Source organism: Microbispora sp. KK1-11 (assembly GCF_006874435.1).
GTDB lineage: Bacteria > Actinomycetota > Actinomycetes > Streptosporangiales > Streptosporangiaceae > Microbispora > Microbispora catharanthi.
This window is the reverse complement of record NZ_VIRJ01000016.1, coordinates 43,562-55,943: the sequence shown is the minus strand read 5'-3', so window position 1 is coordinate 55,943 and position 12,382 is coordinate 43,562. Positions and strand designations below refer to the sequence as shown.

Here is a 12,382-nt window from a genome sequence, read left to right as displayed (position 1 = left end):
GGGACGCCATCCCAAACACGGCGAACGGTCTTTCGTTCGGCAGGGGTAAGAGTGGACTATTAGGGCAACCCCTGTATGGACGAGGAAGGACCGCGGCCAGCGGATCCTGCCACTCGCGCTGCCCGCCCTGACCACAGCTGTTCCCGCCCCGCAAGCCCCGGCGGCACCCGGTGTGCCGCCCCCGAGTACGAAGTGACGATGATCGGACGAATTCCCATCCAGGACATCCAGCCCGTCGTCGACTGCGGCCAGTGGCCCGCCAAGGCCGCCGCGGGAGAGACCTTCGAGATCAGCGCGACGGTGTTCCGCGAAGGACACGACGCGGTCGCCGCCGGGGTGGTGCTGATCGACCCGAGCGGCACGCCGGGCCGGATGCTGCCCATGCGCGAGGTCGCGCCCGGCACCGACCGGTGGAGCGTGGAGGTGACGCTGCCCACCGAGGGCCTGTGGCAGTTCCGGGTGGAGGCCTGGAGTGATCCCATCGCCACGTGGATGCACGACGCGGGCATCAAGATCCCGCGCGATCTGGACGCCGACCTCATGTGCGAGGAGGGCGCCCGGCTGTTCGAGCGGGCGGCCAAGGGCGTGCGGGCGGCGGACTGCGCGGCGACGGAGTCGGGCGGCACCTGCGGGCACCGGGCCGCGTTGCTGGCCCTCGCGGCCCGCCTGCGGGACGAGGCGGTGGACCCCAGGGCGCGCTTCGCGGTGACCCAGCTGCCCGAGACGGCCGCGCTGATCTCCGCGCACCCGCTGCGCGACCTGCTCACCCGGTCGGGCCGCAACCGCGTACGGGTGGACCGGCGGCGGGCGCTGTTCGGCTCCTGGTACGAGTTCTTCCCCCGCTCCGAGGGGGCCCTGGTGGGGCAGGAGGGCGTCGCGCCCAAGTCGGGGACGTTCAGGACGGCGGCCAAGCGGCTCCCCGCGATCGCCCAGATGGGCTTCGACGTGGTCTACCTGCCGCCGATCCACCCGATCGGGACGCAGTTCCGCAAGGGCCGCAACAACACCCTGACCCCCGACCAGTACGACCCGGGGTCGCCCTGGGCCATCGGCGCGCAGGAGGGCGGGCACGACGCGATCCACCCCGATCTGGGCACGATCGAGGACTTCGACGAGTTCGTCGCCAAGGCCCGCGAGCTGGGCATGGAGGTCGCCCTCGACCTCGCGCTCCAGTGCTCCCCGGACCACCCCTGGGTCAAGGAACACCCGGAGTGGTTCAACATCAGGGCCGACGGCTCGATCGCGTACGCCGAGAACCCACCGAAGAAGTACCAGGACATCTACCCCCTGAACTTCGACAAGGACCCCGAGGGGATCTACGCGGAGATCAAGCGGGTGGTCCGGCACTGGATGGACCACGGCGTGCGGATCTTCCGGGTGGACAACCCGCACACCAAGCCGGTCCGGTTCTGGGAGCGGCTGCTGTCCGACATCAACGCGACCGACCCCGACGTGCTGTTCCTCGCCGAGGCGTTCACCCGCCCGCCCATGCTGCGCACGCTCGCCAAGATCGGGTTCCACCAGTCGTACACGTACTTCACATGGCGCAACTCGAAGCCCGAGGTGGAGGAGTACCTGCGGGAGCTGTCCCACGAGACCTCGCACTACCTGCGGCCGAACCTGTTCGTCAACACGCCCGACATCCTGCACGAGTATCTCCAGCACGGAGGCGTGCCGGCGTTCAAGATCCGGGCGGTCCTGGCGGCGCTGATGGCGCCCACCTGGGGGGTCTACTCTGGGTACGAACTGGCCGAGAACGTCCCGGTTCGCCCGGGCAGCGAGGAGTACCTCGACAGCGAGAAGTACCAGTACAGACCGCGTGACTGGGCGGAGGCGGAGCGTGAGGGCCGTAGCCTTGCCCCGTTCATTACCCAGCTCAATTTGTTGAGAAGAGCACACCCGGCGCTCCAGGAATTGCGTAACCTACGGTTTCACAACGTCGACCAGCCGGACGTGATCTGCTTCTCCAAGCGGCTGCCCGGCGCCTACGACACGGCCTCACGACGGCACGGACTAGGCGATGTCGTGCTGGCCGTCGTCAATCTGGATCCACACAACACACATGAGGCGACGGTCCGGCTCGACATGCCCGCCCTCGGTCTCGACTGGCATGCCGAGTTCGTCGTGGACGACCAGCTGTCGGGCGAGTCGTACCGCTGGGGGCAGGCGAACTACGTGCGCCTCGACCCGCACGTCCATCCCGCACACATTCTCACGCTCCGCCACGGGTCAGCGCACCGCCCGTGAGCGCAGCTCGGCACATCCGGGGAGTCAAAGGTGAGCTCGACGACACCTCAGCCCAGTCACATCCAGCCCAGTCACACCCAGCCCGTCCCGAACACCTTCACCGAGGAGGAACCACGGGACAAGTACTGGTACAAGCGGGCTGTTTTCTACGAGGTGCTTATCCGGGGCTTCGCCGACTCGAACGGCGACGGCACCGGCGACATCCGCGGCCTCATCGAGAAGCTGGACTACCTCCAGTGGCTCGGCATCGACTGCCTCTGGCTGCTCCCGCTGTACGAGTCCCCCCTCAAGGACGGCGGGTACGACATCTCGGACTACATGAAGATCCTTCCGGACTTCGGTGATCTGGGGGACTTCATCAGGCTCGTCGACGAGGCGCACAAGCGGGGCATCCGGGTCATCGCCGACCTGGTCATGAACCACACCAGCGACCAGCACCCGTGGTTCCAGGCGTCCCGCAACGACCCCGAGGGCCCGTACGGCGACTTCTACGTCTGGAGTGACACGGACGAGGAGTACAAGGACGCCCGGATCATCTTCATCGACACCGAGGCGTCCAACTGGACCTTCGACCCGGTCCGCGGGCAGTACTACTGGCACAGGTTCTTCCACCACCAGCCGGACCTCAACTTCGAGAACCCGGACGTGCAGGACGCGATGATGGAGGTCATCCGCTTCTGGCTCGACCTCGGCATCGACGGGTTCCGGCTCGACGCGATCCCCTACCTGTTCGAGCAGGAGGACACCAACTGCGAGAACCTGCCGGCGACCCACGAGTACCTGAAGCGGGTGCGGGCCGAGGTGGACCGCCTCTACCCCGACCGGGTGCTGCTGGCCGAGGCCAACCAGTGGCCGGCCGACGTGGTGGAGTACTTCGGCGACCCGGTGACCGGCGGCGACGAGTGCCACATGGCCTTCCACTTCCCGCTGATGCCGCGCATCTTCATGGCCGTGCGGCGGGAGTCGCGCTACCCGATCTCGGAGATCATGGCCCAGACGCCGAAGATCCCCGAGAACTGCCAGTGGGGCATCTTCCTGCGCAACCACGACGAGCTCACGCTCGAGATGGTGACCGACGAAGAGCGCGACTACATGTACTCCGAGTACGCCAAGGACCCCCGCATGCGGGCCAACGTCGGCATCCGCCGCCGGCTGGCGCCGCTGCTGGACAACGACCGCAACCAGATCGAGCTGTTCACCGCGCTGCTGCTCAGCCTGCCCGGCTCGCCCGTGATGTACTACGGCGACGAGATCGGCATGGGCGACAACATCTGGCTCGGCGACCGGGACGGCGTCCGCACGCCGATGCAGTGGACGCCCGACCGCAACGCGGGCTTCTCGAGCTGCGACCCCGGTCGGCTCTACCTGCCGGTGATCATGGACCCGATCTACGGGTACCAGGCGATCAACGTCGAGGCGCAGCAGAAGAGCGCCAGCTCGCTCCTCCACTTCACCAAGCGGATGATCGAGATCCGCAAGCGTCACCCGGTGTTCGGCCTCGGCGAGTTCACCGAGCTGAACTCGTCCAACCCGAGCGTGCTCGCGTTCGTGCGCGAGCTGGGGGACGACCGGGTTCTGTGCGTCAACAACCTGTCGCGCTTCCCCCAGCCGGTCGAGCTCGACCTGCGCAGGTTCGAGGGATCCACGCCGGTCGAGTGCATGGGCGGAGTTCCTTTTCCACCGATCGGCGAGCTTCCGTATCTTTTGACGCTCCCTGGGCATGGGTTCTATTGGTTCACACTGCCCGTCACGCAGAGGACGGCCGGCACGAAGGAGGAGTGACGACTTCACTTCAGGGACTCCTGGCCGGCTGGATCACCGGGCAACGGTGGTTCGCCGGCAAGGGGCGCGCCATCGACGACCTGTCCATCGACTCCGAGATCGAGATCGCCGCCGGCGACCCTGCGCTGCTCCATCTGGTCGTGTGCGTGCGGCAAGGGGAGCGCCGCACGCGCTACCAGATCCCGGTCGGGCTGCGCGAGCACCTGCCCGACCGCCTCGGTCACGTCCGGATCGGCGCCTGCCGCCGGGACGGCCGCGAGGTCGAGGTGTACGACGCGCTGCACGACTCCGCCCTGACGGGGCACCTGCTGGAAGGGATGGCCGCCGACCGCCGGTTCGACGGCCTCGGCTTCCATCCGGCGCACGGGGCGGAGATCGACACCTCGCAACGCAGCCTCGTGCTGACCGCCGAGCAGTCGAACACCTCACTGGTGTACGGCGACAAGTACATATTCAAGCTGTTCCGCCAGCTCAACCCGGGGGTCAACCCCGAGCTGGAGATCATCACGGCGCTCGCGGACGCGGGCTCGGCCCATGTGGCCAGGCCGTACGGCTGGATCGAGACCGAGCTCCAGGGTGAGCCGACCACCTTGGCGATCATGCAGGAGTACCTGCAGAACGCCAACGAGGGCTGGTCGATGGCGCTGACCAGCGTGCGCGACCTCTACGCGTGCGCCGAGGGCATGCCCGCGGAGGACGCCGGAGGCGACTTCGCCGCCGAGGCGCGGCGGCTCGGGCTGGCCACCGCGCAGGTGCACCGCGAACTCGCGCGGGCCTTCCCCACGGGGACGATCGAGCCGCCCGAGATCAAGCGGATGACCGAGCGGTTCCGCCGCCGCCTGGACAAGGCGGTCAGCGAGGTGCCGCGCCTCGGCGAGCACGCCGCCGTGGCCGCCGAGGCGTTCGACCGGCTGGCCGATCTCGACCACGAGATCCCGGTGCAGCGGGTGCACGGCGACTACCACCTCGGCCAGGTCATGCGGACCATGACCGACTGGGTGGTGCTCGACTTCGAGGGCGAGCCCGGCCAGCCGCTGGCCGAACGGCGGGCGCTCGACTCGCCGCTGCGCGACGTGGCGGGCATGCTGCGCTCGTTCGAATACGCCGCGCGGCACCTGCTGGCCGGGCATCCCAACGCCGACGGGCTGGAGAGCCGGGCCAGGGAGTGGTCGGAGCGCAACCGGGCCGCGTTCCTGGCCGGCTACTCGGAGGGCGGCGGGCGCATCCGCGGCGACGACGCGGTGCTGCTGCGCGCGCTCGAACTGAGCAAGGCGGTGTACGAGGTCGTCTACGAGGCGCGCAACCGCCCCTCGTGGTTGCCCATCCCGCTCGCGGCCTTTCGCTGACAAGATCAGGGTGTTCGGAGGGATATATCTAGGGCAGGTTGGGCGACATGGACTTGGACCGGCTGGCCGGGGGCGCGCATCACGACCCCCACTCCATATTGGGGGCCCATCCCGGGCCCGACGGCGTCACGATCAGGGCCCTGCGTCCCTTCGCGGAGAAGGTCGAGGTGCTGGCCGACGGGTCGGCGCACGAGATGAGCCATCTCGCGTTCGGGGTGTTCGAGGTGACGCTGCCCGGCGTCGACAAGATCCCCGACTACCGCCTGCGCATCACCTATCCCGACGCCCCGCCGTACGAGACGGACGACCCGTACCGGCACTGGCCGACGCTGGGCGAGCTGGACCTCCACCTGATCGGTGAGGGCCGGCACGAGCGGCTGTGGGAGGTGCTCGGGGCGCGGGTGGTACGTCACGAGGACGTGGACGGGACGGCCTTCTCGGTGTGGGCGCCGAACGCGCAGGGCGTGCGGGTGATCGGCGACTTCAACCACTGGAACGGGGCCGCCCACCCCATGCGCTCGCTCGGCCGGTCGGGCGTGTGGGAGCTGTTCCTCCCGGAGATCGGCGAGGGCACGCGGTACAAGTTCCAGATCCTCGGCCTCGACGGGATCTGGCGGGAGAAGGCCGACCCGATGGCCCGCCGCACCGAGGTGCCCCCGGCGACCGCCAGCATCGTCGAGAACTCCGCGTACGAGTGGAGCGACGAGGAGTGGATGGCCGCCAGGGCGTCGCGCGACGCCCTCGCCGAGCCGATGAGCACCTACGAGGTGCACCTGGGCTCCTGGCGGCCCGGCCTGTCCTACCGCGATCTCGCCCGCGAGCTGGTCGAGTACGTCAAGGACATGGGATTCACCCACGTGGAGTTCCTGCCGGTCGCCGAGCATCCGTTCGGCGGCTCGTGGGGCTACCAGGTGACCTCCTACTACGCCCCGACCTCGCGATTCGGCTCCCCCGACGACTTCCGCCACCTCGTGGACGAGCTGCACAGGGCCGGCATCGGCGTCATCGTGGACTGGGTGCCCGCACACTTCCCGATGGACGAGTGGGCGCTGGCCCGCTTCGACGGCACTCCGCTCTACGAGCACGGCGACCCGCGCCGCGGCACCCACCCCGACTGGGGCACGTACGTCTTCGACTTCGGCCGGAACGAGGTGCGCAACTTCCTGGTGGCCAACGCGCTGTACTGGCTGCAGGAGTTCCACATCGACGGTCTTCGGGTGGACGCCGTGGCGTCGATGCTCTACCTCGACTACTCGCGCCGCGAGGGCGAGTGGACCCCCAACGAGTACGGCGGCAGGGAGAATCTCGACGCGATCGAGTTCCTCAAGGAGATGAACGCCGTCGTCTACCGCGAGGCCCCCGGAATCGTGACGATCGCGGAGGAGTCGACCGCCTGGCCCGGCGTGTCGCGGCCCGTCCACCTCGGCGGGCTCGGCTTCGGCTTCAAGTGGAACATGGGCTGGATGCACGACTCGCTCAGCTACATGTCCCGCGAGCCGATCTACAGGCAGTATCACCACCACCAGATGACGTTCTCCCTGATGTACGCCTTCTCCGAGAACTTCGTGCTGCCGCTGTCGCACGACGAGGTCGTCCATCTGAAGGGGTCGCTGCTGGGCAAGATGCCGGGCGACGAGTGGCAGCGCTTCGCCAACCTGCGTGCGCTGTACGGCTTCATGTGGGCCCACCCCGGCAAGCAGCTGCTGTTCATGGGCGGCGAGTTCGGCCAGGGGGCCGAGTGGTCGGAGGCGAGCGGCCTCGACTGGTGGATGCTGGACTTCGACTACCACCAGGGCGTACGCCGCCTGGTGAAGGACCTCAACCGCGTCTACCGGGAGTCGCCGGCCCTGTACTCGCGCGACAACACCCACGAGGGCTTCCGCTGGATCGACGCCGACGACGCCTCGGGCAACGTGCTGTCGTTCCTGCGGTACGGCACGGACGGCTCGGTGCTGGCCTGCGTCGCCAACTTCTCCGGCGCCCCCCATCAGGACTACCACCTCGGCCTGCCCACCCCCGGGCGGTGGGAGGAGATCCTCAACACCGACGCGTACGAGTACGCCGGGAGCGGCGTCGGCAACATGGGCGCGGTCGAGTCGGTCGAGGAGCCGCGGCACGGGCTGCCCTGCTCGACCCGGCTGACCGTGCCGCCGCTCGGCGTCGTCTGGCTGCGGCCCGTGGAGAGCCCGACGGCCGTGAGCCCGGAGATGGAGGAGCGGGCGGAGGAGCCGGAGGCGGCGGACGCCGAGCCCGAGGGCCTGGTCGCCGAGTCCTGAGCCCCGCCACCCGGGGTCCGCGGCGGACCCCGGGTGGAGCAGGTCAGGCGCGCCCTCGGAAGAACTCCCGCAGGTCCTCCACGAGCAGGCCGGGCGCCTCCAGGGCGGGGAAGTGGCCGCCCCGGTCGAACTCGGTCCAGCGCACGATGGTGTGCGTCGTGTCGGCGAACGCGCGGATGGCGAAGTCCGTGGGGAAGACCGCCACGGCCGTCGGCACGCTCGATCGCTCGCGCGGCGCCCACATGGACGGGTCGTTGAACCGCTCGAAGTAGGTGTGCGCGGCCGAGCCCGCGGTGCCGGTGTACCAGTAGAGGCTGACGTCGGTGAGGATCCGGTCGCGGTCCACGGCGTCCTCGGGCAGATCGGCGGCCGGGTCCGTCCACTCCTGGAACTTCTCCACGATCCAGGCGAGCTGGCCGGCCGGGGAGTCGTGCAGGGCGTGCGCGATCGTCTGCGGCCTGGTGCCCTGGATCTGCATGTACGCGCTCGACCGGTCCTGCCAGTCCTTCATCCGTCCCAGCCGATCCCGTTCGGCCTCGGTGAGCGCGGCCATGTCGGCCGGGTCCCCCGTCGGGAAGGTGACCAGCGCGTTGAGGTGGACCCCGATGACCCGGTCGGGCACCGCCCGGCCGATGAGCGGGGCGATGAAGGCGCTCACGTCACCGCCCTGCACGCCGTACCGGTCGTAGCCGAGCCGGTCCATCAGCTCCGCCAGCGCCGCGGCGGCACGTCCGTCGGTCCAGCCGGCAGCAGGCAGCGGGCCGGACAGGCCGTACCCGGGAAGCGACGGGATCACCACGTGGAAGGCATCGGCGGGATCGCCACCGTGCGCCACGGGGTCGGTGAGCGGGCCGATCACGTCGAGGAACTCCACGATCGAACCGGGCCAGCCGTGCAGCAGCAGCAGCGGCGTGGCGTCCGCCACGGCCGAGCGGACGTGCAGGAAGTGCAGATCGATGCCGTCGATCGTGGTTGTGAACTGCTGATGGGCGTTGATCGCCGCCTCGTGCGCCCGCCAGTCGTACTTCTCCGCCCAGTACACCGCCAGGTCGCGCAGGTAGCCGGTCGGTACGCCGCGCTCCCAGCCGGTTCCCGGCAGCTCGGGGGCCCAGCGGGTGCGGGTCAGCCGGTCGCGCAGGTCGTCGATGTCGGCCTGGGGGATTTCGATGCGGAACGGACGGATCTCGGTGCTCGTCATGTGATCACCGTAGGAACGATCGGTGTCAGCTTTGGTCACCAATTGCGGGCACAATTCCGGTCATGCTGGAAACCTCGGCACGACTGCTCCGGCTGCTGTCGCTGCTCCAGTCGCGCGGCGACTGGCGGGGCGCCGACCTGGCCGAACGACTCGGCGTGGGCCTGCGTACGGTGCGGCGCGACGTCGACCGGTTGCGCGACCTCGGTTATCCGGTGGACGCGACGCCGGGAGTCGCGGGCGGTTACCGGCTCGGCGCCGGCACGGCGCTGCCGCCGCTGCTGCTCGACGACGAGGAGGCGGTGGCGGTCGCGATCGGGCTGCACACGGCGGCGACCGGCAGCGTGGCCGGGCTGGAGGAGAGCTCGGTGCGGGCGCTGGCCAAGCTCGAGCAGATGCTCCCGGCCCGCCTCAGGCACCGGGTGACCGCGTTCCGAGCGGCGGCCGTGCCGCTGACCGGACCGGCGCCGATCACCGAGGCGGTCGACCCGGGCCTGCTGACCGCGCTCGCGGCGGCCTGCCGGGACCGCCGGCGGCTGCGGCTGCGGTATCCGGGACGGGACGGCCTGTCGGTCCGTACCGTCGAGCCCCACCGGCTGGCTCACACGCACCGGCGGTGGTATCTGCTGGCGTGGGACGTGGACCGCGACGACTGGCGGACCTTCCGCGCCGACCGGATCCAGGGACCCGTGGACCCGCCCGGCGCCCGGTTCACCCCGCGTACGCCTCCCTCCGGTGACGTGGCGGCGTACGTCTCCCAGGCGATCTCGTCGGCGCCCTATCGCTACCGGGCCCGGATCCTGTTCGAGGCCCCGATCGAGGCGGTGGCCCGGCGCTCCTCCCCCACGGCCGGCCGGCTGGAGGCGCACGGCGCCCACGCCTGCCTGTTCCACACGGGCTCCGACTCACTGGAGACCCTGGCCCTGCACGTCGCGGCCAAGGGATTCCCGTTCCGGGTGCTTGACCCGCCCGAGCTGATCCCGGTCCTGCGCGACCTGGCCGACCGGCTGCGCGTGGCGGCCGAAGCAGGCTCCGGAGGGCCGGTCAGACCGTGATGACGACCTTTCCGGAGGCGTGCCCCTGCTCCACGTATGCGATGGCCGCCGGGATCTCGTGGAACGGATGGCTGCGGTGCACCACCGGGGTGACCTTGCCGTCCTCGATGAGGTCGGTCAGCCGCATCAGGTCACCCCGGGCGTTCTCGCCGTAGGCCACCTGAGCCACGACCACGCGCTGGGACGCGAACGGCGACACCGCGAGCGTCGCGATCATGTGACCGACCGGCTGCAGCCACCGTCCGGCCGGCCCGCCGACGACGACGTGCGTCCCCCGGGGCTTCAGCACCCGCGCGCAGGCCGGCAGCGCACGGGTGCCCGCGATGTCGAGCAGCAGGTCGTGGCGCCGCCCGCTCCGGGTGAAGTCCTCCTTCGTGTAGTCGACGACGTCGTCCGCGCCGATCGACCGCACCAGGTCGGCGTTCCGGCCGCTGCACACACCGGTGACCTCGGCGCCGAACGCCTTGGCGAGCTGCACGGCGAAGGTCCCCACGCCGCCCGAGGCGCCGTTCACGAGGACCTCGTGCCCCGCCTGGACCCGTCCCTGATCGAGCGCTATCAGTGCGGTGACGCCCGCCATCGGCACCGCGGCCGCCTGCTCGAACGACAGGTTCTCCGGTTTGCGGGCCAGCGCGCTCTCCGGCACGCACACGTACTCGGCGAAGCCGCCCTGCGTGAGCAGCGCGAACACCTCGTCGCCCGGGCGGAACCCGGTGACGCCGGCGCCGACCGCCTCGACCTGTCCCGCCACGTCGGCGCCCAGGATGCCGATGCGCGGTTTGCGCGGACCGACCGTGCCGCCCATCAGGCGCGCGGCGTACGGCTCGCCTCTCATGTGGTGCCAGTCGTACGGCTGGACGGAGGTGGCGCGCACCCGGACCAGCACCTCGCCGGGGCCGGGCACGGGCGTGCCGACGTCGGTGAGCTCCAGGGTGTCGGGCGGACCGTACGAGCGTAAGACGTACGCCTTCATCGCATTCTCCTCGTCACCTCGGCGGTGGGGAGTGCCAGCGTAAGAAGCGCCGCACGCAGGGCGTATCAGCCGAAAGTACGCCCGATCGGGAGCCGATCGGGCGGCACGGATCCGGCCGTTCCGCCGATGAGCCACTGCCCCTTCGGGGGCCACGATCGGCGCATGACCGAATCGATGGAACGGCCCACGCTCGCGCGAAGCGACTCATCCGGCAGGAAGCGCAGGGCGGGGTGGCTCGTGCCCGCCGCGCTGATCGCGCTCAGCGCCGTCCCGGTGATCGCCGGTTCCGCCCGGCTGGGGCAACTGGCCGGCGGCGGGCCGATCACGCAGGACAGCGTCCGGTATTTCGCGACGCCCGCGCCGGTCGTCGCGCACATCATCTCCGTCACCCTCTTCAGCGTCCTGGGGGCCCTCCAGTTCGCCCACGGACTACGCCGCCGCAGGCCCGCCTGGCACCGCGCCGCCGGGCGGCTCGTGGTTCCGTCCGGGCTGGTCAGCGCGTTCACGGGGCTGTGGATGACGCTGTTCTATCCCCACCTGCCCAACGACAGCGCCCTCCTCGTGGGCCTGCGGCTGGTATTCGGCACCCTCATGATCGTGTCCCTCGTCCTCGGCTTCGCGGCGATCCGGCGCCGGGACGTCGCCCGTCACCGCGCCTGGATGACGCGGGGCTACGCGATCGGCATGGGCGCGGGCACCCAGTTGCTGACCGTCGGTCCCTGGATGGCGCTGGCCGGCGAGCCCGGCCCGCTCCCCCGGGCGTTGCTGATGGGCGCCGGATGGGTGATCAACCTCGTCGTCGCGGAGTGGGCCGTCCGCAGAGGCCCCGGACTCCCGGCTCTGTCCCGAGGGGCGAGGTAAGCGGCTCACGCACTGCCGGTCTCTGCCGGATCGGCAGGGTTCTCGTGCAGGAGCGAGCGCAGTTCCGCGGTGTCGACGATGTGGGCCAGCCTCGGGAAGACGCCGGTCATCAGGGCCTGGTGGGCGTGCGGGTCCGGGTCGGCGACGCCGTCGGACAGGACGTAGAGCCGGTAGTCGCGGTCGGCGGCGTCGGTGAGGGTGGACAGCACGACGCCGCTGGTGGTGATGCCGGCGATGACCAGGGTGGTGATTCCGCGATCCCGCAGCCGCCGGTCCAGGTCTGTCGTGGACAGCGCGCCGTATCGGGTCTTGCGGACGACGATGTCGCCGGGCTCGGGAGCGAGCCGATGGTGGATGTCCGTCGCGGGATCGGCGTGGTGCATGAGGCGCTGCCTGCCGAGGAACGAGAAGGTCCTGTTGGCCGGCGGGATCGCCGCCCAGTCGGCTTCGGTGAATCCGACTCGCACGTAGGCGACGGCGGCGCCGTGCGCGCGCATGTCGGCGATGGCGCCGGCCACCCGTGACAGCAGCGCTTCCGGGTCGGCCTGGCCGGGGAGCGAGGCCAGGATCGCCTGCTGGTAGTCCATGACGAGCAGTGCGGCCGTCCGGGGGTCCAGCGCCGGGGTCGTGACGGTCATTTCTCTCCT

General features: G+C 70.2%; 9 protein-coding genes. 6 read left to right on the top strand and 3 right to left on the bottom strand.

Features of this window, described 5'->3' with window-relative positions:
* Positions 1 to 198 precede the first annotated feature (198 nt).
* From FLW16_RS22755 to glgB, 4 genes are read left to right on the top strand one after another with little or no spacing between them, the layout of a single operon-like run.
* Positions 199 to 2,247 (top strand): alpha-1,4-glucan--maltose-1-phosphate maltosyltransferase, encoded by a 2,049-nt coding sequence (locus FLW16_RS22755; RefSeq protein WP_142562145.1) that lies wholly within the window; start codon positions 199 to 201, stop codon positions 2,245 to 2,247.
* A 30-nt stretch (positions 2,248 to 2,277) separates the two neighbouring features.
* Positions 2,278 to 4,029, top strand: a complete 1,752-nt coding sequence (gene treS, locus FLW16_RS22750; RefSeq protein ID WP_260615483.1) for a maltose alpha-D-glucosyltransferase — start codon at positions 2,278 to 2,280, stop codon at positions 4,027 to 4,029.
* Entirely contained in the window at positions 4,026 to 5,375 is a 1,350-nt protein-coding gene (locus tag FLW16_RS22745) for a maltokinase N-terminal cap-like domain-containing protein (protein ID WP_142562144.1), read from the top strand. The genes treS and FLW16_RS22745 overlap by 4 nt, the downstream gene beginning before the upstream one ends.
* Positions 5,376 to 5,422: 47 nt before the next feature.
* On the top strand, positions 5,423 to 7,651 hold the full coding sequence (gene glgB, locus FLW16_RS22740; protein WP_142562143.1) for a 1,4-alpha-glucan branching protein GlgB: 2,229 nt from the start codon (positions 5,423 to 5,425) through the stop codon (positions 7,649 to 7,651).
* Positions 7,652 to 7,694: 43 nt separating this feature from the next.
* Here the strand turns inward: glgB and FLW16_RS22735 are convergent, their stop codons facing one another.
* Positions 7,695 to 8,849 carry an epoxide hydrolase family protein gene (locus FLW16_RS22735; RefSeq protein ID WP_142562142.1) on the bottom strand — a complete coding sequence of 385 codons (1,155 nt, stop codon included), beginning with the start codon at positions 8,847 to 8,849 and terminating at the stop codon, positions 7,695 to 7,697.
* A gap of 62 nt (positions 8,850 to 8,911) precedes the next feature.
* Here FLW16_RS22735 and FLW16_RS22730 point away from each other — a divergent pair, with 62 nt between their 5' ends.
* Positions 8,912 to 9,901, top strand: a complete 990-nt coding sequence (locus FLW16_RS22730; RefSeq protein ID WP_142562141.1) for a YafY family protein — start codon at positions 8,912 to 8,914, stop codon at positions 9,899 to 9,901.
* Here FLW16_RS22730 and FLW16_RS22725 read toward each other — a convergent pair.
* Entirely contained in the window at positions 9,891 to 10,874 is a 984-nt protein-coding gene (locus FLW16_RS22725; RefSeq protein WP_142562140.1) for an NAD(P)-dependent alcohol dehydrogenase, read from the bottom strand. The genes FLW16_RS22730 and FLW16_RS22725 overlap by 11 nt on opposite strands.
* A 162-nt stretch (positions 10,875 to 11,036) precedes the next feature.
* Between FLW16_RS22725 and FLW16_RS22720 the strand changes: the two genes are divergently transcribed.
* Positions 11,037 to 11,735, top strand: coding sequence for a DUF2306 domain-containing protein (locus FLW16_RS22720; RefSeq protein WP_260615482.1), 699 nt, complete (start codon positions 11,037 to 11,039; stop codon positions 11,733 to 11,735).
* Positions 11,736 to 11,740: 5 nt separating this feature from the next.
* Here the strand turns inward: FLW16_RS22720 and FLW16_RS22715 are convergent, their stop codons facing one another.
* Positions 11,741 to 12,373, bottom strand: coding sequence for a cysteine hydrolase family protein (locus FLW16_RS22715; RefSeq protein WP_142562138.1), 633 nt, complete (start codon positions 12,371 to 12,373; stop codon positions 11,741 to 11,743).
* Positions 12,374 to 12,382: the final 9 nt, after the last annotated feature.

Bases quoted from the DNA above. Each gene is read 5' to 3' on its own strand.
- glgB (WP_142562143.1), top strand. From the start codon at position 5,423: ATGGACTTGGACCGGCTGGCCGGGGGCGCGCATCACGACCCCCACTCC.
- FLW16_RS22755 (WP_142562145.1), top strand. From the start codon at position 199: ATGATCGGACGAATTCCCATCCAGGACATCCAGCCCGTCGTCGACTGC.
- FLW16_RS22720 (WP_260615482.1), top strand. From the start codon at position 11,037: ATGACCGAATCGATGGAACGGCCCACGCTCGCGCGAAGCGACTCATCC.
- FLW16_RS22725 (WP_142562140.1), bottom strand. From the start codon at position 10,874: ATGAAGGCGTACGTCTTACGCTCGTACGGTCCGCCCGACACCCTGGAG.
- FLW16_RS22715 (WP_142562138.1), bottom strand. From the start codon at position 12,373: ATGACCGTCACGACCCCGGCGCTGGACCCCCGGACGGCCGCACTGCTC.
- FLW16_RS22730 (WP_142562141.1), top strand. From the start codon at position 8,912: ATGCTGGAAACCTCGGCACGACTGCTCCGGCTGCTGTCGCTGCTCCAG.
- FLW16_RS22735 (WP_142562142.1), bottom strand. From the start codon at position 8,849: ATGACGAGCACCGAGATCCGTCCGTTCCGCATCGAAATCCCCCAGGCC.